This is a genomic window from Nocardia sp. NPDC057272 (assembly GCF_042668615.1).
Taxonomy (GTDB): domain Bacteria; phylum Actinomycetota; class Actinomycetes; order Mycobacteriales; family Mycobacteriaceae; genus Nocardia.
The window spans coordinates 1-19,256 of the sequence record NZ_JBHUYK010000036.1 but is presented as its reverse complement, the minus strand read 5'-3'; the positions used below and the strand labels follow the sequence as shown (position 1 = coordinate 19,256).

The 19,256-nt window shown below is 66.9% G+C and carries 20 protein-coding genes and 1 tRNA gene; 13 read left to right on the top strand and 8 right to left on the bottom strand.

Translation table 11 applies throughout. The features are described 5' to 3' along the window. Window positions 1-10: 10 nt before the first annotated feature. Window positions 11-1,783 (top strand): SDR family oxidoreductase, encoded by a 1,773-nt coding sequence (locus ACFULV_RS31425; RefSeq protein WP_378663047.1) that lies wholly within the window; start codon window positions 11-13, stop codon window positions 1,781-1,783. A 5-nt stretch (window positions 1,784-1,788) separates the two neighbouring features. On the opposite strand, the gene ACFULV_RS31420 is transcribed toward ACFULV_RS31425, so the two are convergent. Further along, a complete protein-coding gene (locus ACFULV_RS31420) occupies window positions 1,789-2,292 on the bottom strand; it encodes a hypothetical protein (RefSeq protein ID WP_378663045.1) in 504 nt (167 codons plus the stop codon). A gap of 544 nt (window positions 2,293-2,836) precedes the next feature. On the opposite strand from ACFULV_RS31420, the gene ACFULV_RS31415 reads away from it, so the two are divergent. Both ACFULV_RS31415 and ACFULV_RS31410 read left to right on the top strand, forming a co-directional pair. Further along, on the top strand, window positions 2,837-3,841 hold the full coding sequence (locus ACFULV_RS31415) for a zinc-binding dehydrogenase (RefSeq protein ID WP_378663042.1): 1,005 nt from the start codon (window positions 2,837-2,839) through the stop codon (window positions 3,839-3,841). 366 nt (window positions 3,842-4,207) lie between these two features. Beyond that, window positions 4,208-4,281 (top strand) — tRNA-Ile (locus tag ACFULV_RS31410). 32 nt (window positions 4,282-4,313) lie between these two features. On the opposite strand, the gene ACFULV_RS31405 is transcribed toward ACFULV_RS31410, so the two are convergent. Continuing rightward, a complete protein-coding gene (locus ACFULV_RS31405) occupies window positions 4,314-5,144 on the bottom strand; it encodes an SDR family NAD(P)-dependent oxidoreductase (RefSeq protein WP_378663040.1) in 831 nt (276 codons plus the stop codon). Window positions 5,145-5,281: 137 nt separating this feature from the next. Between ACFULV_RS31405 and ACFULV_RS31400 the strand changes: the two genes are divergently transcribed. Then, window positions 5,282-5,956 carry a TetR/AcrR family transcriptional regulator gene (locus ACFULV_RS31400; protein ID WP_378663037.1) on the top strand — a complete coding sequence of 225 codons (675 nt, stop codon included), beginning with the start codon at window positions 5,282-5,284 and terminating at the stop codon, window positions 5,954-5,956. 264 nt (window positions 5,957-6,220) lie between these two features. Here ACFULV_RS31400 and ACFULV_RS31395 read toward each other — a convergent pair whose 3' ends face one another. Continuing rightward, a complete protein-coding gene (locus tag ACFULV_RS31395) occupies window positions 6,221-6,793 on the bottom strand; it encodes a TetR/AcrR family transcriptional regulator (protein WP_378663034.1) in 573 nt (190 codons plus the stop codon). 120 nt (window positions 6,794-6,913) lie between these two features. Between ACFULV_RS31395 and ACFULV_RS31390 the strand changes: the two genes are divergently transcribed. Beyond that, a complete protein-coding gene (locus ACFULV_RS31390; RefSeq protein ID WP_378663031.1) occupies window positions 6,914-7,933 on the top strand; it encodes an aldo/keto reductase in 1,020 nt (339 codons plus the stop codon). A 7-nt stretch (window positions 7,934-7,940) separates the two neighbouring features. Here ACFULV_RS31390 and ACFULV_RS31385 read toward each other — a convergent pair whose 3' ends face one another. The 3 genes from ACFULV_RS31385 to ACFULV_RS31375 all read right to left on the bottom strand — a co-directional run bounded on the left by ACFULV_RS31385 (window position 7,941) and on the right by ACFULV_RS31375 (window position 10,082). Beyond that, entirely contained in the window at window positions 7,941-8,720 is a 780-nt protein-coding gene (locus ACFULV_RS31385; RefSeq protein ID WP_378663028.1) for an ATP-grasp domain-containing protein, read from the bottom strand. 145 nt (window positions 8,721-8,865) lie between these two features. Then, window positions 8,866-9,393, bottom strand: coding sequence for a nitroreductase family deazaflavin-dependent oxidoreductase (locus ACFULV_RS31380; RefSeq protein WP_378663025.1), 528 nt, complete (start codon window positions 9,391-9,393; stop codon window positions 8,866-8,868). Window positions 9,394-9,461: 68 nt separating this feature from the next. Continuing rightward, a complete protein-coding gene (locus tag ACFULV_RS31375) occupies window positions 9,462-10,082 on the bottom strand; it encodes a TetR/AcrR family transcriptional regulator (RefSeq protein ID WP_378637714.1) in 621 nt (206 codons plus the stop codon). A 38-nt stretch (window positions 10,083-10,120) separates the two neighbouring features. Here ACFULV_RS31375 and ACFULV_RS31370 point away from each other — a divergent pair, with 38 nt between their 5' ends. From ACFULV_RS31370 to ACFULV_RS31340, 7 genes are all read left to right on the top strand, one after another. Beyond that, a complete protein-coding gene (locus ACFULV_RS31370; protein WP_378663023.1) occupies window positions 10,121-10,798 on the top strand; it encodes a hypothetical protein in 678 nt (225 codons plus the stop codon). Window positions 10,799-10,889: 91 nt separating this feature from the next. Beyond that, window positions 10,890-11,816 (top strand): ABC transporter ATP-binding protein, encoded by a 927-nt coding sequence (locus tag ACFULV_RS31365; protein WP_378637718.1) that lies wholly within the window; start codon window positions 10,890-10,892, stop codon window positions 11,814-11,816. After that, window positions 11,813-12,625, top strand: coding sequence for an ABC transporter permease (locus ACFULV_RS31360; protein ID WP_378663020.1), 813 nt, complete (start codon window positions 11,813-11,815; stop codon window positions 12,623-12,625). The genes ACFULV_RS31365 and ACFULV_RS31360 overlap by 4 nt, the downstream gene beginning before the upstream one ends. Continuing rightward, entirely contained in the window at window positions 12,622-13,767 is a 1,146-nt protein-coding gene (locus ACFULV_RS31355) for a sensor histidine kinase (protein WP_378663018.1), read from the top strand. Before ACFULV_RS31360 ends, ACFULV_RS31355 begins: the two co-directional genes overlap by 4 nt. Further along, complete coding sequence (locus ACFULV_RS31350; protein ID WP_378637725.1) at window positions 13,764-14,384, top strand: response regulator; 621 nt, start codon at window positions 13,764-13,766, stop codon at window positions 14,382-14,384. The genes ACFULV_RS31355 and ACFULV_RS31350 overlap by 4 nt, the downstream gene beginning before the upstream one ends. 51 nt (window positions 14,385-14,435) lie before the next feature. Further along, entirely contained in the window at window positions 14,436-15,656 is a 1,221-nt protein-coding gene (locus ACFULV_RS31345; RefSeq protein ID WP_378663015.1) for a VWA domain-containing protein, read from the top strand. 118 nt (window positions 15,657-15,774) lie between these two features. Then, on the top strand, window positions 15,775-16,263 hold the full coding sequence (locus ACFULV_RS31340; protein WP_378637730.1) for an FBP domain-containing protein: 489 nt from the start codon (window positions 15,775-15,777) through the stop codon (window positions 16,261-16,263). A gap of 164 nt (window positions 16,264-16,427) precedes the next feature. Here ACFULV_RS31340 and ACFULV_RS31335 read toward each other — a convergent pair whose 3' ends face one another. Next, window positions 16,428-16,700: a hypothetical protein gene (locus ACFULV_RS31335; RefSeq protein ID WP_101469239.1), complete on the bottom strand. Its 273-nt coding sequence runs from the start codon at window positions 16,698-16,700 to the stop codon at window positions 16,428-16,430. Between the two features lie 205 nt (window positions 16,701-16,905). Between ACFULV_RS31335 and ACFULV_RS31330 the strand changes: the two genes are divergently transcribed. Continuing rightward, window positions 16,906-17,196, top strand: coding sequence for a hypothetical protein (locus ACFULV_RS31330; RefSeq protein WP_378637732.1), 291 nt, complete (start codon window positions 16,906-16,908; stop codon window positions 17,194-17,196). On the opposite strand, the gene ACFULV_RS31325 is transcribed toward ACFULV_RS31330, so the two are convergent. Beyond that, window positions 17,193-19,046, bottom strand: coding sequence for a TerD family protein (locus ACFULV_RS31325; protein ID WP_378663013.1), 1,854 nt, complete (start codon window positions 19,044-19,046; stop codon window positions 17,193-17,195). The two genes, ACFULV_RS31330 and ACFULV_RS31325, sit on opposite strands and share 4 nt — an antisense overlap. Window positions 19,047-19,256 lie beyond the last annotated feature (210 nt).

Genomic DNA, 19,256 nt, shown 5'->3' with positions numbered 1-19,256 from the left:
CCGAAAGATCATGACGAACGACAGCCCGCAGCCCGCGAACCAGCGCACCGTCCGCAGCGGTGATTTCGACATCGCCGTGTTCGAATACGGCGACCCGGCCGCCGATACCGTCGTGCTCGTGCACGGCTGGCCCGACACCCACCACCTGTGGGACAGGGTGATTCCGCTGCTCACCGAGCGTTTCCACGTGGTCGCCTACGACACCCGTGGCCACGGCGAGTCCACCCGCACCCAGCGCACCGGCGATTTCCGCCTCGACGAACTTGCGCGCGATTTCTACGCCGTGATCGACGTGGTGAGCCCCGATCGTCCCGTGCACGTGCTCGCCCACGACTGGGGTTCGGTGCAGGTGTGGGAGGCGGTGTGTGAACCGCAGGCCACCGAGCGCGTCGCCTCGTTCACCTCGGTCTCGGGCCCCAACCTCGACCACCTCGCCTCCTGGGTGCGTGACCGCCTCTCCCGGCCCACCCTGCGCAATGTGTGGCAGCCGATGACCCAGCTGGCCTCCTCGGCCTACACCTTCTTCTTCATGACTCCCGGGCTGCCGCGCGCGACGTTCAACGCCATCGGTACCGAAAAGCTGTGGCAGCGTGCGGTGTCGATCATGAACGACACCCCCGCCGCCAATGTGAAGCTCGGCCCCACCTTCCGCCGCGACATGGTCGACGGGCTGCTCATCTATCGCGCGAACATCGTGGCGCGCATGCTCTCCCCGCGTGAGCGTCGCACCGAGGTGCCGGTGCAGTTGATCGTGGCAGGACGCGATGTCGCCGTGCGGCCCGCGGGCTACGACGATTCGGGCAAGTGGACCGACCGGCTGTGGCGTCGCGACGTCCCTGCCGGGCACTGGATGCCGTTCTCGCATCCGGAACTCCTCGCGACCGCGACCACCGAGCTCATCGACGCGCTCGACGGCGCCGGCGTCTCGCGCGGACTGGCCAGGGCCGAAGTGGGCGCTGCGCGAAGGGAATTCGAACACAAGCTGGTGGTCGTCACCGGTGCGGGCAGCGGCATCGGCCGGGAGACCGCCCTGGCTTTCGCGCGCCTCGGCGCCGAAGTGGTGGTCTCCGATGTCAACGAGCTCGCCGCCAAGGCCACCGCGGAGCTCGTCGCATCCGAAGGTGGTGTGGCGCACTCCTATCCACTCGATGTGTCGAACGAGGACGCGGTGCGCGCGCACGCCGACACGGTGATCGCCGCGCACGGCGTGCCCGATGTGCTGGTGAACAACGCCGGTGTCGGCCAGGCAGGCGGATTCCTCGATACTCCGTCGGAGGAGTTCGACCGCGTACTGCGGATCAACCTCGGCGGTGTCGTCAACGGCTGCCGGGCCTTCGGCGCGGCGATGGCCGATCGCGGGCTCGGCGGGCACATCGTGAACCTGTCCAGCATGGCCGCCTACAGTCCGCAGTGCGACATGGCGGCCTACGCCACCAGCAAGTCGGCGGTCTTCATGTTCTCCGATTGCCTGCGTGCCGAACTGGCCGACCGTGGCATTTCGGTGTCGACCGTGTGCCCGGGCATCGTGCACACGAATATCGTTGCCACCACCCGCATCTCGGGCGTTTCCGCCGCCGAGGAGGCCGCCGCGCAGCAGAAGTTCGACAAGCTGTACGAGCGACGCGGCTACACCCCCGACCGGGTGGCGGCGCAGATCGTGAAGGCCGTGCGGACCGGGCGCGACATCGTGCCGGTGACGCCGGAGTCGTGGGTGCAGTACCGGATCAACCGGATCGCACCCGGCGCGGTGCGGTTCGCGGCACGCCGGATGAAGCTGGTCTAGATCGGCTACGCCCGGCGCAGTTGCTCCTCTACGGCGGCAACGTGCCGGGCGTCCACGCCCCACGCGTTCTCGACGCCGACCTTGCGGTCCAGGTCCCACAGCACGCACTCTTCATCGGGTCGCGCGACCAGCGACCAGGCGACCACGGTGCGGCCCAGCTGTTCGACCATGGTTCCGTGATTCTGCGTGCTCTCCCCGACGCCCTCGGGGAAATGATGCAGGAAACGTCCGTAAGCCTGCTCGCAGAACCTCGCGTAGAGCTGGGTGCAGAGGATGAAACCGTGCCACGCCTCGTCGACCGCGTGCGAGGGCATCCCGATCACCTGGTCGTCGCGAAGGGCGGCACCGCAGCACCGCAACCATTGGCGCAGCCCGGTTTCCACGAGTTCGCGAGGCTGCCAGGGCGAGGTTTTGAAGATCGCTTCGGGGAAGACCAGGGCGGCGACAGTGCGGTCGACGGTGGGAAGGTCGACTTGCCGTCTGCCGGTCCGGGGGAAGGAGAACGCCACAATTCACTGTAAGGCCACTGACAGTGGGGATGCTGTGGCCGGGTTCTGGCGTTAGCCTGCGAACATGGTGTTGACGCTCGTGATCGTGCTCGGTTTCCTGGCGGTGTGTATCGGCGCGGTGGTGACGACCGTCGTGTGGCTGATCCAGAAGTCGACTCAGCCGCAGAACGCGCGCCCGCTGGATCGCCGATGGGTGGCCGGGTCGGCCGGGATGACCGCCTATGTCGACGGGACCTCGGGGCAGCCGTGGGATCCGGGCAGCCCGTCCGGTGGCTGCGGTGGCGGCTCGAACAGCGGTTGCGGCGGGGGGAGCGGCTGCGGTGGCGGGAGCAGCAGTAGCTGTAGCGGTGGAAGCAGCAGCAGTTGTTCCGGTGGGAGTAGCAGCAGCTGTGGAGGTGGCAGCAGTAGCAGCTGTGGAGGTGGCAGCAGTAGCAGCTGTGGCGGCGGGTCCTGATCGTGTGACCTGCGTCCCAGTGCGCTTGACCTGAACTCGACTTCAGGTTTCATCCTTGACTCGTTCGGTCAACACCACGAAGGAGTCGCGATGCGCGCAGTGCAGGTCAAAGAATTCGGTGGGCCCGAGGTTCTGAACCTGGTGGAAGTTCCCACGCCACAACCGGATTCGGTTGAAGTGGTCGTCGACGTCGAGGTCGCCGACGTGATGTTCCTCGATACCCGGCTGCGCAGCGGGTGGGGTCAGGACTACTTCCCGCTGAGCCTGCCCTACGTCCCCGGTGGTGCGATCGGCGGCGTGGTGAGCGCGGTCGGCGCCGAGGTCGACCCCCGCTGGCTCGGTAAGCGCGTTGTCACCCAGACTGCCGCCAGCGGCATCGGCGGCGGCCTACCCACCGGCGGTTACGCCGAGAAGTCGCTCGCCAAGGCTGCCACGCTGACCGAGATCCCCGACGGGCTCACCACCGAGCAAGCCGTAGGTCTCGCCCACGACGGCCGGACCGCGCTGGCTGTCTTCGACAGGGCTGCCGTGCAGCCGAATTCGTGGGTATTGATCACCGCCGCCGCGGGCGGCCTCGGCACGCTGCTCATCCAGCTGTCGATCGCGGCGGGCGCGCGGGTTGTCGCCGCGGCGGGCGGACCGGAAAAGCTCGCGCTCGCAACGCGATTGGGTGCGACCGCGGTCGTCGACTACTCCGTCGACGGCTGGGCGGGCCGAGCACGTGAGATCACCGGCGGGGGAGCGGCGGTCGTGTTCGACGGTGCGGGTGGCGACATCGGTGGCGCGGCCCTGACCGCCGCTGCCGACGCCGGACTCTTTCTCGGATATGGGTCCGCCGCAGGTGATTTCGCGACGGGCGACACCGATGCCGCTGTTGCGCGCGGTGTCACGGTGCTCGGTCTGTTCGATATCGTCGGCCAGGACGTGGACTGGGTGGGCATCACTGCCCGCGCTCAGGAAGCGGTCGCCGAGGGTGCGCTGGAAGTTGTGATCGGGCAAACCTTCCCGATCGATCAGGTGCGGCAGGCTCACTCCGCGATCGAGAGCCGTTCCGCCCTCGGCCGTACCTTGTTGACGGTCGGCGCGTCATTGTAACTTATTGTGCGCTGCAACGGAATACACGTTAAGTTATGTTCCGTGCAGGGATTGATAATCATCGCAGTGATAGCTGCGGTTCTGTTGTTGGTAGTTGGAGTCATCAAGTTGGCCAGCAACCCAGGGGGCAACATCGAACGTCGCGAACGCGATGTCCGAGCGCGGGGAGGCCAGCGAGCTGAACGCTCGTAAACCCTACCCCCGGGTGCAGCACCACCACGGCGATCGGTCGCCGCGTCTTCCTCGGAAGCCGCGACCCGATCGCCGTTCTCGTACCTGACTACTCGACACGACCACCGCGTCGAGTGGTCAACCCCGCACTCCGCCGGGTACCATGCGACTCGCCCGCGGAGACCCCCGCGGCGAGGGGCGGTAGCTCAGTCGGTTAGAGCCGCGGACTCATAATCCGCTGGTCGTGGGTTCGAGCCCCACCCGCCCCACCTCCCTCTCCTGAACTGCGGTTTCTCAGTGCCTAGCCGGCCTGGACCAATAGTTTGCCGGTGAGATCGGCCAATCGGTCGGCGGCTTCGGGGGCGAAGGGTTCGCCGTCGACGTCGACCGGGTTGTCTTGCATGAATGCGGACAGTGGGGCGGTCGGCGGGTTGTCGAGGTGGTGGAGGATGCGGCGCAAGGCTGCTTCGACGGGTTGGCCCTGATCTCGCATTCGGGCGACCAATGCCGCACTGGCGGCGTCGTATTCGCCCGTGAAGGCGGTTGAGGTCAGGCCCGGGTGCAGGAGGATGTAGCGAGTCCGGCTGTGGGGGTACCGGCGGGTGAAGGCCACTGCCAGTAGATCGCTCAGTTTGCCGCACTGGCCCATGACCTCATCGGGGTGGTAGGACTCCTCGAATTGCAGGTCGTCCCAGCGGATTCGGGACAGGTCGCCGCCCGGGCCGGACAGGTCGAGGATGACCGGCGCTTCGGCATGATCGAGTCGGTCGGCGAGGCCGTGACCGAGCAGGTAACGGCTCAGGTAGAACAGTGCGAAGTTGGCTTCGAATCCGTCCTCGGTGACAAACCGCGTCGCGCGGAAATAGCGCGCAGCCAGGACCAGTGTGTCGACGGTTCGATGCGCCGCCCGGACTCGCTCGATCACCCGCCAATTCTCGGCTACCAGGCTCAGGTCCGCTTGAATGAACTCGACGCGGTGCCCCGCCCCGATCTCGGCGGCCGCTGTGAGGATCGCTCGGCCCTTCTGCGCATTGGTGCCGACGACAACCACCTGCTCACCGCGGCCCAGGTACGTGAGCGCGAGAGCCTTGCCCATGCCGTCGGTTCCGCCGGTGATGACCACGGTTTTCACACGAATCTCCTTCGGTAGTACTCACTGCCCGCACTGTGCAGACTGTTTATCTATACTCGTGAGTCTAAACAGACGCGCGGGTCTATGTAAACAGGGTGATGAGTCCACTCTGATCGAATTGGCTATAGGATCGGGCGATGAGTGCGGCTTCGAATCCGACCCGATCGCCATCGGTCACACCCCGTGGACGGATCGACAAGCAGCAGGCGGTGCTGGCGGCGGCGTTCACCGTTTTCGCGCGTGGTGGCTACGCGCAGGCCCGTGTCGACGAGATCGCCGCCGAGGCGCAGGTCGCCAAAGCCACCGTCTACAACCACTTCGGCGACAAGGAAACCGTGTTTCGCCAGGTGGTGCAGTCACTCACGAACACGGCCCTGGCGGCCAACTTGGCCGCAGTCGACCAACTCTCGGGCGGCAGCACCGACCTGCCCGCCACCCTGCGCGAGGTCGGTCTGCGATTGGCGACCTGTTATTGCCTCGAAGAATCCCGCGCCCTACGGCGACTGGTCGCCGCCGAATCCGCGCAGTTCCCCGACTTGATAGACATCGTCGCCGAGGTCCCCCATCGGGTAGTCCAATCCCTCGCCGACCGCCTCTCCCGCCTAGCGCTCGCGGGCGCACTCCAGCTCGATGACCCGGAATTGGCGGCCACCCACTTCACCGCCCTGCTCACCGGCAGCATCGACACCCGCTCCAAACTGGGCACCCACCCTCTCGCCACCCCCGAACTACGCACCATCGCCGACGCCGCCACAACAACCTTCCTCAAGGCTTTCGGGCCACCTACGCACTCGGCCCATGATGAGGAGTGATCAGCGAACCCGGCGGCGCGCGATCATGACTCCGCGAGCTATCTCGATCATTCGGGGCGACAAGTCGATTCCGAACACGTTCATGCCCGATCGAGACAGGTAAGCGGTGATCCGGGCGTCCCGCACCCCGCGTCCGCAGCGTGCCCTCCGGCTTGCGTGCACACCAGATCGGCGTCAGCCATCAGTATTCGGCCCCACTCCCACGAGCGCAGGCTGCCGACCAACCCGGGCTGGACCGCCATATCTGGGGGAGCTCCTGCGCATCTACCTCACGCTCAGCCCCGCGATGAGGAGGGCGACCATTCGGCGGGGGTGGTAGCGGGGGGTGTTGCCGCCGATGCAGAGGTTGCCGACGGCGCGCAGGAGTTCGTAGGGGTCGGTGCCGGGGGGGATTTCGCCTGCGCCGGCGGCGGCGGTGAGGAGGGTTTCGCAGGTGGGGACCAGGCGGTCGAGGAAGTAGGTGTGGAGGGTTTCGAAGGTGGCGGCGTCGGATTGAAGTGCTTCCGCCAGGCCGTGTTTGGTGGTCAGGAAGTCGACGAACAGGGTCATCCATTCGCCCAGTGCGGCGTGGGGGGAAGCGAGGGCGGCCAGGAGTGTGGGGCCCGCCTCGGCGCACGCTTCGACCTGGTGGCGGTAGACGGCGACGATGAGGTCGGCCCGGGTCGGGAAGTGTCGATAGATGGTGCCTACGCCGACGCCGGCTCGGGTCGCGATCTCGCGGACGGGGACATCGACGCCCGAGGCGATGAAGGCGGCCGCGGCCGCGTCGAGCAGGGCCTGCTGGTTGCGCCGGGCGTCGGCTCGGCGGCTCGGCGGCTCGGTCGGGCTGTCGGCCACGAGACCTCCCTCTTGTTAAACGGAACAGTGTTCCGTATGTTGATTAACGGAACATTGTTCCGCTTGGTTGAGGATGCCAGAGTCGGCGAGCCGAACCAAGCCCATCTGGGAGGAACCGCCATGCAGTACCGCACTCTGGGCCGTACCGGCGTTCAGGTCAGCACGCTCGTGCTCGGCGCGATGAACTTCGGCAAGCTGGGAAATTCCACGCAGGACGAGGTCACCGCCATGATCGACGTCGCCATCGACGGCGGCGTCAACCTCATCGACACCGCCGACATGTACGGCCAGGGCGAATCGGAGGAGCTGGTCGGCAAGGCCGTCGCGGGTCGCCGCGACGACATCGTGCTGGCCACGAAGGCGACCATGCCGATGGGCGAGGAGCGCAATCATCGCGGCGGTTCACGCCGCTGGCTCACCACCGCCCTCGACGACAGCCTGCGCCGACTCGACGTCGACCACGTCGATCTCTATCAGATCCACCGCTGGGACCCCGAAACCAGCGATGAGGAAACCCTCTCGGCGCTCACCGATCTTCAGCGTGCGGGCAAGATCCGCTACTTCGGATCCTCGACGTTCCCCGCCTACCGCATCGTGCAGGCGCAGTGGGCGGCCAAAGAACACCACCTGAGCCGCTATGTCGCCGAACAGCCCAGCTATTCGATCCTGCAGCGCGGCATCGAAACTCACGTCCTGCCGGTCACCGAGGAATACGGTCTCGGCGTGCTCGCCTGGAGCCCGCTGGCCTCGGGATGGCTCTCGGGCGCCATCCGCGCCGACCGCGAGATAACCACCAGCCGTTCGGCATTCATGCCCGACCGGTTCGACACCACCATCCCGGCCAACCACGCCAAGATGGCCGCCGTCGAACAACTCGCGGCACTGGCAGACCAGGCGGGCCTGACCCTGATCCAACTCGCCCTGGGTTTCGTCACGGCCCATCCCGCCGTCACCAGCGCCATCATCGGCCCCCGGACCATGAACCACCTGCACGCCCAGCTGGCCGCCGCCGACACCGTCCTGTCACCCGAGATCCTCGACGCCATCGATGCCATCGTGGCCCCTGGCACCGACCTCGCCCCCCACGAAAAGCACGACACCCCACCATCTCTGCTGGACACGTCCCTGCGTCGTCGATGAGTTGACGCTAGAAGCTCGTGGTGCGTGCCGGCCGCGCCTCGGACGTGAGGAGATCACGCCATCGGTTCATCAGCAGCGCGGTGTACTGGTCGGCGGTGATGTCGTAGGCGCCGAGGGCGTAGCCGTCGTTGGCCTCGACGAGCGTCGTTTCACCGTTGGCCAGTACGCCGAAATCGATGGCGTAGGCCGTGGGGGCGGTTCCGGAACGGTAGTAGGCACTGACCGCTGATTCGACCGCTTCCATGTTCAGCGGCACGGAGTTGTCACCCTCGTAGTGGTCGACGGCCACGATCTGCCAGCCGATGACGTAGACGCGGTATTCCGACACCCAGGTGACGACCTCGGAGCACCAGACGCGCTGGCGCCGACTGGTATTCCCCCATGCGGCGAAATCGTGTTCCGAGTAGCAGACCGAGCCCGTGAAGGCCTTTCGGCGGTCCGCGGGTTTGACGAAAACCGGTGGGGAGGAGCCGCCGTCCATCGAGCGCTCGATCTCCCCCAGTGTCGATGCCCACACCTTGCGTCCGAGGAAGCCGCGAAGCACGTCGGGATAGTCGTCGGGTTGCGGTATCGGGATGCCCAATTGGCGCATCGCGCCGTGCATCGCATCCATGTCCCCGGCGATGAAAATGCCGGGCCCCAACGCCAACTGCCTGCGTTGAATACGCTTCAGGCTGTAGTGACGGACGGGGACGTCGAGTCTTGCGAGTCCCTCGGTGAGGAGCTTCTCCTCGTGCCGCATCGGACCCGATCCGGCGTACTGCAGGTAGGCCACCGTAAAACTCATCCCTTGATGATGCCTGTCGACAGCGTCGCGGATTCAGCAAATGGCTGGGAAATTACCTGTGCGCCAGCCGAAGTCCCCGCCGGTCGCCCGTGGATCGGCGTACGGCAGCGGAGGAGACCGACCGGCGATGCTGGTCGGGTGACATCTAGGTGCGCGGGGTGAGGATCACGATCGGGATCTTGCGGTCGCCTGCGTGACGTTGGTAGAAGTCGTAGCTCGGGAAGAACTCGATGAACCTCGGCCACAGCAGGTTTCGTTCCGCGTCGGTGGCTACGCGAGCCCGCACGGGGTGCGACCGGGCGCCGATCCGGATCGTGGTGTCCGGGTTGGCTTTCAGGTTGTGGAACCAGGCGGGGTGAGTCGGTTGGCCGGCTTTGGACGCGGCAAGGGCGATGGTGTCGCCGTCGGCGTGGTACATCAGGGGCGAGGTTCGGTGGGTGCCGGTTCTGGCGCCGACGTGGTCGAGGAGCAGGATTCGGGCGCCGGGCCAGGCGGGCAGGTGCCCGCCCACCCGGCCGTTGGTCCAGCGGTACAGGGCCACATGGAGTTTCGTCGATCGGCGGCCCAGGTAGATGCCGCGCTTGTTCGCGAATCGGGAGCACGATTCCACCAGCCGTGCCATCGATGACCTCTCGGCGCCATGGCCGGGATCGGTCTTGTTCGGATCACTCACTGCCCCTCCAGTGTTCGTTCTACTACGATCGATAGTAGACAAGTTTCCGGTCGGCCGAGGGCGAATCGTCAAGCGAGGAGTTCGCGGGCGAGGGTGGTGGTCCACCAGGTTTCGACTCGGTCGGGAGACCAGCCTCGTTCGGTGGTGAGGGTGGTGTAGACGTCGATGGTGCACAGGGCGGCGTAGATGTCGACCGAGGTGGGGAGGTCTTCGCGGAGGGTGCCGGGAGGCCAGGAGGTGAAGACCTCGATGCGGGTTCGGTCGGCGCGGTGGCGGGCGTCGAGGTAGGTGGTGGCCAGGGCTGGTTCGGTGCGGCCCGCTTCGCGGATCAGGCCGATGACGTCGGCGGCGCGTTCGTAGAGGCGACGGTCGTAGCCGGCCATGGCGGCCAGTTGGGCTCGGGGGTCGCCTGCGGCGGCTTCCAGGGTGTCGAGCATCCGTGGGGCGTCGGCGGAGAGATCGGCGGCGTCGACTATTGCCTGGATGAGCCCGGTTTTGTTGCCGTAGGCGGAGTAGACGGTGGGAACGGAGACGCCGGCTTCGCGGGCCACGTCGCGGACCGTGGTGGCGGCCCAGCCCTGCTCCACGAACAGCCTGCGGGCGGCCTGGGCGATCTCGGTGCTGGTCGCCTGAGCTTGCAGGGTGCGGCGAAGGGAGTCGTAGCGGCGGCGGGGTGGGTCGGTGGCCATGGGTTCCCCTTTCGGTTTACGGTACCTATATTCAAAATATGAGCGATAAATCTAATCTGTCGAGCGGTGCGCGGTTCCAGCGGGTCGCGGGGATCGCCGGTATCGGCTTCGTGCTGGTCATCCTGGGCGCCAATCTGATCTTGGCACCTGCCGGGTTGCCGAAGCCCGGTACCGACTCGCGCACGGCCGTCACGTTCTTCGTCGACCACCGCGACCTCGTGGCGCTGGCGATGGCACCGGTACCGCTGGGCTGGTTCTGTGCCGTGCTGTTCGGCGCCGGTGCACTGGCGGCCCTGCGACCGGCCGAGCGGACGGCGGGGACCGGATGGTCGCTGGTCGGCTTCGCCGGATTGCTGTTGCAGAACGCGACTTTCACAGTGATCGTCGGAATTCGTTATGCCCTAGGCACTTCGAGCGGGGAAGGTGGCGCACTGTGGGCGCTGCACGATGCCCTGCTCGCGCTGAACGGCACCTTCCTCGCGACAGCACTGGTCGGTCTGACGGTCGCGGGCCGACTCGGCGGCCTCGTCAAGCCATGGCACGCGGCCATCGGATTCCTCGCCGCCGCACTGCAATTCACTGCGGCGACCATCACGCCCCTGATCATCGACCACGACGGCCCGCTCGGTCTCATCGGCCTGTCCGGCTGGCTGTTGTGGTCGGCCTGGTTCATCGCCTACGGCGTGGCGCTCCTGCGCACAGCCGCAGTCCGATGACTTATGTCATGGCTTACCCATGTGAATCCCATCGGGGATCGGTGACTGCGCTTACTACTGGCGATGCCCCGCGTCGACCACGGTAGAAGGCATGAGAAACACAGACGTCATCACCGCACGCGGGCTGCGCCGAACCTACGGCCGCGGCGACGACGCGTTCGAAGCCGTCAAAGGCGTGGACCTCGAGGTGCGCGAAGGGGAGGTGTTCGCCCTGCTCGGAACCAACGGCGCGGGAAAGACTTCCACCCTCGACATGCTGGAGGGGCTCATCGCCCCCTCGGCAGGCGAGGTCGAAGTCTTCGGCCTCGACCCGCTCCGGCACCGCGACCAGGTGCGCCCGAGGGTCGGCATCATGTTGCAGTCGGGCGGGTTGCCCGCCGAGCTGACCGTCGCCGAGACGCTCGAAATGTGGCGCGGAACGTGTACCGCACCGACCACCGCCGAGGCGGTCTTGGCGCAGGTCGGCCTGACCGACCGATCCGGGGTGCGGGTCGGCTCGCTGTCGGGTGGTGAGCAGCGCCGCGTCGACCTGGCCTGCGCCCTGCTCGGACAGCCGCGCCTGCTGTTCCTCGACGAACCGACCACCGGCCTCGATCCGGAAAGCCGGCGGGGGACATGGCAATTGCTCGCCGACCTCAAAGCGTCGGGGGTGACGATGGTCCTCACCACGCACTACCTGGACGAGGCCGAAGCGCTCGCCGATCAGATCGCGATCATGCACAAGGGCGCGATCGCCCGCAGGGGCACGCTGCGCGACATCGTCGACGACCATCCGGCGCGGATCGCCTTCGATCACCCCGGCCTGCCCGTACCGCAGTTGCGTGGCGCCCGCGTCGACGCGCAAGCGCGAGTCACCATCAGCACCAACGATCTCCAAGGTCACCTGTTCGAGCTGCTCGGCTGGGCCCGCGAAGCGGGCGTGCGCCTGACCGGACTCGAAGCGCGCGCCGCATCCCTGGAATCGGTCTTTCTCGATATCGCCGAGGCAACCACTCCCACCTTGATCGGAGCACGATGACCACCGCCCTGCCCGCCGCCGGATTTCGCCGTCGACCACTCACCGCGCTCGCCACGGCGGAGTGGCTGCAGTTCCGGCGCAACAAGACTCTCGTCTACATGGCGACGGTCTTCCCGATCGGAATTCCGCTGGCCAGCTACTTCATCGCCCGCAAAGACGCCGAGCCCACAGCGGCGATGGCGGCGGTGACCTTCGAATTGCTGGCGCTGCTCACCCTGCTGTTCGTGCAGTACTACTCGGTGCTGTCGATGGTGACCACCCGCCGTAGCGAAGGCGTCCTGAAACGGTTGCGCACGGGCGAGGCCGCCGACTGGCAGATCCAGCTCGCTCCGGCCGTCCCAGGCGCCATCATGACGCTCGCGTGCACCGCCGTCATCACCGCGGTGGTCTACGGCACCGGCGCCCCCGCGCCCGTCAACCCACTGGCGATCGTGGTAGCACTCGTCGGCGGGACAGTGCTGTTCTCACTGCTCGCCCTGGCGACCAGCGCGTACACCAAGAACGCCGAGGCCGCGCAGATCACCTCACTGCCGGTGATGATCATCGCGATGCTCGGCATGTCCTCGATCCGCGGTGTGCTGCCCGATCGGCTGGCGCAGGCGGCCGACTGGACCCCGTTCGCCGCCGTCTCCGACCTCATCTCCCTCGGCACGTCGGGCACGCTGTCGTCGTTCGCCGAATCCGACGCCGCGCTCGGCTTCGCCGACACCGTCACCGAATCCGGCCGGCCGTTTGCGACACTGGCGCTATGGACCGTGCTGGCGCTCGTGCTGACCCGCAAGAGCTTCCGCTGGGACGACCGCGGGTGACGCGCGCGACCGCCTGGTGGCATGAGCTGTCGGGAGCCGCCAAGTTCCGGCTCTACACCCGGCTCTCGTTTCAGGCGGTGATCGCCGTGCTCGTCGTCGCGCTGGCGATCGGTGCCGAGTCGGTGCCATCGGTGCTCGGGATCGTCGCCGGTGGCATCGCGGCCGGGTTCGCGTTGGAGGCACAACCCGCTTTCGCCACCGTTCCCGGTGTGGTGGCACGGCCGCGGATGTTGCCCGTCGCCATCGTGATGCTGGTCGCGCTGTGGGCGATCAGCGGGCTCGTCGCCCGCGTGGCCACCGACGAGGCGACCGTCCTCAGCGCGCGCACGGTGGGTGTGTCCGCGGTGTTCATGGCGATCTTCTCCGTCATCCCGTTCACTCGTCACAAGTGGTGGATCCTGGTCGTTCTCAGCGTGGCCACTCCGCTGGTGGTCTTCGGCACGCCACTGGGCGCGGGCCTTCGAGGCGCGGCGGCGTTTCTGTTCACCGGGGTCTTCGCGATCGTGTTGACCCGGCTCACCGTGTGGGGTCTGGGAATCATCGACGAGTTGGAGCGAACCAAAGGTGTCGAGGCGCAACTGCAGGTCGCCGAGGAACGATTGCGCTTCTCGCGCGACCTCCACGATGTCGTGGGACGCGGCTTCTCGGCCATCGCGGTGAAAAGCGAACTGGCGGTGGCACTGTCACGGGCAGGCGACATCGATCGAGCGACCGCGGAAATGGACGAGGTCAGAACACTGGCGGTCGAATCGATGGGGCAGATGCGCACTCTGGTGCGCGGCTACCGCAATATCGACCTGCGCGGGGAGGTGGCCGGGGCGCGATCACTGTTGTCGGCGGCGGGCTGCGTACTCGTCGTGGAGGGTGACGCGGCCAAGGTGCCCGCGGCGTTCCATGAAGTCGCGGCCTGGGTGGTCCGGGAAGGCACAACCAATATCGTCGAACACTCGGCCGCGACCACCGCGACCCTCGCACTCGGCGGGTCCGGCATGTCGCTGCGCAACGACCGACCGCAGGGCGCGATCGGTGAACGATCCGGGCTGCGCGGCCTCGGCGAACGACTCGCCGCTGTCGGCGCGACCCTCGACGTCGCCACCTCCGGCGACGAATTCGCCCTCGAAATCCATTGGGAGAAGCAGTGATTCCCGTATTCCTCGCCGACGACGAGACCCTCATCCGCGCCGCCATGGCGACGATGCTCGGCCTGGAGCCCGATCTGGAGGTCGTCGCCCACGTCGGCTCCGGTGCGGAACTCGTCGCCGCGTGGCGCCGCAGGGCCGAGGACGGCGAACCGGGCGCGGTCGCGGTCATCGATCTGCAGATGCCGGGCATCGACGGCATCGACACCGCCGTCGAACTGCTCCGAATCACTCCTGGTGCGGGCACTTTGATCGTCACCAGTCATGGCAGGCCCGGTTATCTCAAGCGCGCTCTCGCGGCCGGTGTGCGCGGATTCCTGCCCAAGACGACCTCCGCGGCGACGCTGGCCGAGGTGATCCGGTCGGTGCACAACGGTGGCCGATATGTCGATCCCGAGCTCGCGGCCGAAGCCATCAGCGCGGGCGACACCGTCCTCACCGCCCGCGAGGCCGACGTCCTCGAATTCGCCGCCGACGGCGCCTCCGTGGAGGACATCGCCAAACGCGCACACCTGTCCCCGGGTACCACCCGCAACTACCTGTCCTCGGCGATGACCAAGCTCGGGGTGTCCAATCGCTACGAAGCCGCCCTCAAAGCGCGCGAGAAGGGCTGGATCTAGCCCGTATTCGCCTAGGGTGTGGGGCATTACGGTGCGATGAGAGGGATGGCGATGGCTGCTGCGCTGGTCAAGGGACAGAATGCGGGCTTGGCTTCGGGGGAGGTGGTGCTGTCGGTTCGCGGCGGCGTGGCCGCCGACCTCTCGGCACTGCTGGTGACCGACGCGGGAAAGGTGCGTTCGGACGCGGACTTCGTCTTCTTCAATCAGCCGCAGGCGCCGGGTGTTCGGCTCCACGGTGCCGGGCTCGAGGTGTCACTCGGCGCCGTACCGGTCGAGATCGCGCAGATTCGCGCCGTGATCACTGTCGCGGCAGAAGGGGATACGTTCGGCGGCGCCACGTCGCCGGTGGCCTCGGTCGCCGACCGCGCGGGGAATGTGCTGCACGAGTACGTGATCGACGGACTCGGTCGCGAGTCGGTGGTGATCGCGCTCGAGCTGTATCGCCGGGGTGACCAGTGGAAAGTCCGTGCCGTCGGACAAGGCTACGCGGGCGGATTCGCCGACCTGGTCACCGACCACGGGGTGAGCGTCGACGAGCCGGAAGCGGTGGTGGAAGTTCGGACGGTTCCCGGTGAGGCGGCGCTGTCGTTCGAGAAGCGGCAGCGGCTGGACATGCGCAAGCGCGAAGTCGCGAAGGTGCTGATCGACAAGAGCGCGTTCGGCGCCAGGGCGCGGGTGGTGCTGGTGATCGACAAGACCGGCAGCATGGAGAAGATGTATCGCGCCGGGACGGTGCATCGGGTCGTCGAGCGAATGATCCCGGTCGCCACGCAACTCGATGACGACGGCGTACTCGAGGCCTACCTCTACGCGCTCAGCTACGTGAAACTGCCCGATATCACCGTCGAGGGCGGGGAGCAGTGGGCGCACACCTATCTTCATCTCAAGGGCACGCACCAGGGCGTCGACTACAACGCCATCGGCGGCCGCAACGACGAACTGCCGATCATGCGTGCGGTCATCGACACCCTCACCGAGCCCACCCTCGTCCTGTTCTTCACCGACGGTGGCTTCGCGAAGAAGCGCGAGATCGCGGCCGTGATGCGCGAGGCCGCCCACCTGCCCGCCTTCTGGCAGTTCATCGGCCTCGGCACAGCCAACTTCGGTGTCCTGCGCACCCTCGACGAACTCGACGGCCGCGTCGTGGACAACGCGGGCTTCTTCGCCCTCGACGACATCGACCAGATCAGCGACGCCGAGCTGTACGGGAGACTGCTCGGTGAGTTCCCCGACTGGCTGCGCGCCGCGCGGGCCGCGGGGATCCTCCGCTGACAGCCGGGCCATCGGCGGGGATGCTCGTCACCGGTGGCCGGAAAACAGGTTGTCTCCGCAGGTGGGGATCGTTAGCGTGTCTACCGTTTGCAGTACGCAGACTGGAAAGGAGCAACGCATGGAACCCATTACCGAACGCGATATCAGGTCGTCGTTCGTCAACTGTTCGAAGGGCGACGCCAAGCGCTTGAATGTGCCGCGTGACCTGGTCGAACGCCCCTGGGAGGATCTCGACTTCCTCGGCTGGACCGACCCCTCGTACGCGGGGCGCTGTTATATCTCGGTGCCGCGGGAGGACGGGCTGGTCAGCGTCGCATTACGGCACGAGACCGGCGGGTCGGGCAAGACGCAGATGTGCACGATCTGCCTCACCACGCACTCCGGCGGCGGCGTTTCGCTGATGACCGCGAGCAAGACGGGCGAGTCGGGGCGTAAAGGCAACACGGTCGGTAGCTACATGTGCACCGATCTGGCCTGCTCGCTGTACGCGCGCAACAAGAAGCGGCCGTCGATGGGCAGCCGGTATCGCGAGGATCTGACCCCGGAGGAGAAGGCCCAGCGAGTGGTGGAAAACCTGAACGCCTTCGTGGACCGGCTCTACACCTAGCCGACCCGAACCACCGAACGACAGGAGGTAGATGCTGTGCGCCGACACTCGAGAGTTCAGCTGACCCGAGTTCTGTTGAACCCCAACAGAACTCGGGTCGAAGCGTTTCTGGCCGGTCGAGTCGGCCCGGGCTGATCCCGGACCGTCCCGAGCGGAGCAGGAACCTAGAGCATCGCGTTCATGATGGTGCCCGCGCTGGTGGCGACGACGCCGCCGATCATTGCGCCCGCGACCATCTTCGGCGACTCCATGGAGCTACCGGTCCACTTCTCCCAGGCGAATTTTCCGCCCGCGACAGTGATGGCGATGATGCCGGACAACAAGATGAACCAGGTCAGGTACCTGACCAGCTGCATGATCTTGTCCGCCAGTGGCGGTGCTTCGGGGGTCGGATTGCCGATCTGCGCCAAGGTATCGGTGACGGCGGCCAGGAGCATGGGGTCTCACTCGGTATCTCGGAGGAACGGGACGACGATGAACTCTGCACTGATGGTATCCGGTCATCTGTCACCGTGTCGGTGCCCATCCGACCGAACCGATCGGTTTTGTTGGTGTGCAGGGGGTTCGCGCCCGTATCCTGGACCACGATCGAATACGGCAGGGCTGGAACGCAGTTCGCGTCACGCGATAGGGGAGCAGGCTATGAGCATCATTCTGACGTCGATGGCCGACACCATCACCACGTATGCGCAGATCGGCAATCCCTCGCCGGAAGCGCCTCCGCTGTCGGACAAGATCATGAAAATGGTTCAGTACCTGACCTGGTTCATGATTCTGTCGGGTGTGCTCGCCATCACTGTCGCCGGTGGAAAGTTCGCCTGGGAGAAGTGGAACGGTAGTGCGATGGAGTCGCCGAAGATGATCGCGGGCGCGATGATCGGCGGCGTCGTCGCCACCAGTGGCGGCACCATCATGAACGCGATTCTCGGTTAGATCCGCGCGCCCTTGGCGCGATTGCAGGCCCGGCACAGGATCTGCAGGTTCGTCACGCTCGTCGCACCACCGCGGCTGAGCGGGATGATGTGGTCGAACTCCAGGTAGTGGCCGTCACCGCATTCGACGCACGCGCCACCGTCGCGCTGCCACACCTGGGCTTTCACATCCTGGGGGATGCTGCGGCTGTCGAGCTGGCCCGGCGTCAGGACCAGACGTTTCGATACGCGCAGTGCGCCTTCCAATGCTGCCGCCACATAGTCGGGGTCGGCGACGCCGAAGGTCGCGCCGCCGCGCGCCGAGGTCGCCGCGAGCACGACGGTGCCGTGCTCGGGATGCACCGACACCACCCGGTTCCACGGCAGCTCGATGCCGGTGCCGTGGCCGACGAAACGCAGCTTCTTGGAACTGCCGATCAGGCGACCCTCGGTGTTGCGTGGGCCGCGCGCGAGCATGCGGACGTGGACGGCGGGCAGATCGAGGTGCACGCGTTCGTCGGGGTCCAGATGCAGACCGGGAGTGTTGACGGTGGGCAGTTCGCCGGCGCGCAAGCGGGACAGGGTGCGGCCGCGATGCATTCGGCGACGCAGATCGTCGACGATGCCGCCGGACAGCGCCAGCTCGCTGACCACGTGTTCGAAGGCGTCCAGTTCCTCGGCGAACACCTCACCGTCGGCGAAGGCGAAGGCGACCATCCGCTCGACCTGGGTCAGACCCGCCTCGCGCAGCAGTGTTCGGCCGCGCTCCTCGTCGATGCGCTGGAAGCGCAGAGCGGCCCATACCTCGGTCCATTCCACTGACATCGTGCCGGGACCCGCGAGGACGCGCCTGGCCCGGTTGCGCCAGTGCGTGAGGAACTCCTCGATTTCGGCGGCACAGTTCTTGCACGGTCCGTGCCCACCGAACAGCTTGCGCCGCAGAGGGCTACCACAGCGGGTACAGCGGGTTCGGTGATCGTGGATGTGCGGGTGGACGCTCGAGGTCCACTCGTCGCCGTCCCACCAGCGGAGTTGATCGGGGGTTTCCGGGTCCGGATGCCAGTCGGCGACCTCCGGGTCGACCGGTGGCGGGGGCGGTACGTCGATGACGCGGCGGGACAGGGCCGGTGGGCGCGTCGACGTCGGTCCGTCGTGTCGCGCTGCGGCGGGATTCGCAGACTCGGCAGACGACCAGTTCGCCCGGTGATCGGCGTCGGGCAGATCGGCAGTAGACGCGTCGTGCCGTGACGGCACACTCGCGAATCGTGCGCGATCGACGGAGCGCGCGGCGGCGTCAGCGGCGGCCCCATTCGGTCGCGCGGGTACCCGCGAGCTGTCGTCGGGCGTGATGCTGGGACGCCCGGTGGCCGGCTCGTCGACCGTGACCCCGAATTCACTGGCGAGGCCGGCCAGCCCGCCCGACCAACCCTGGCCGATCGCGCGGAACCGCCACTGGCCGTCGCGGCGATAGAACTCGCCGAACATCATCGCCTGGACGTCTTCGATACCGTCGATGGTGAACTGGGCGATCGGGCCGTCGGCGGCGTGCACGGTCAGGGTGAGGTCGAGGAGCTGGTCGAAGGTGGCGTCGTCGAGGGACGCGCTGATGACGATGCGCGCCACCTCGGGTTCGGTGCGGGGCAGTGAGATGCTCAGCCGCGCGGTGCCGGGGGCGGGTTCCTGGTCGAGGGTCACCGCCTGGGAGGCGTGCCGGGGCGCGTTGAAGAAGACGAAATCGCGGTCGGCGCGGACCAGGCCCGATTCGGTGACCAGCAGGGCATGCGCGTCTACGGTATGCGCCGACCGCCATGAAACGACCACGGCGAGAAGCGATGTCGGTACCGGCGCGTGCGCACCCTTGCGTAGTTCCATGGTGCTCGCATGATGTCATGGGGGTCCGACAGGGTTTTGGTGCTGGGTGGTGGAGTGGCGGGGCGTACGGGGATTCGGGGGTTCGGTAGTCCCAGGACGGTTTGAGGCTGTGTTTATCGGCGCGCTGGCGCGCGCGTGTCCGCGGCCCTGAGGGGCTGCCGGTTAGGCGCCGCGGAATCGCTCCTTCGTCGCATCTCCGCGGCGCCTAAC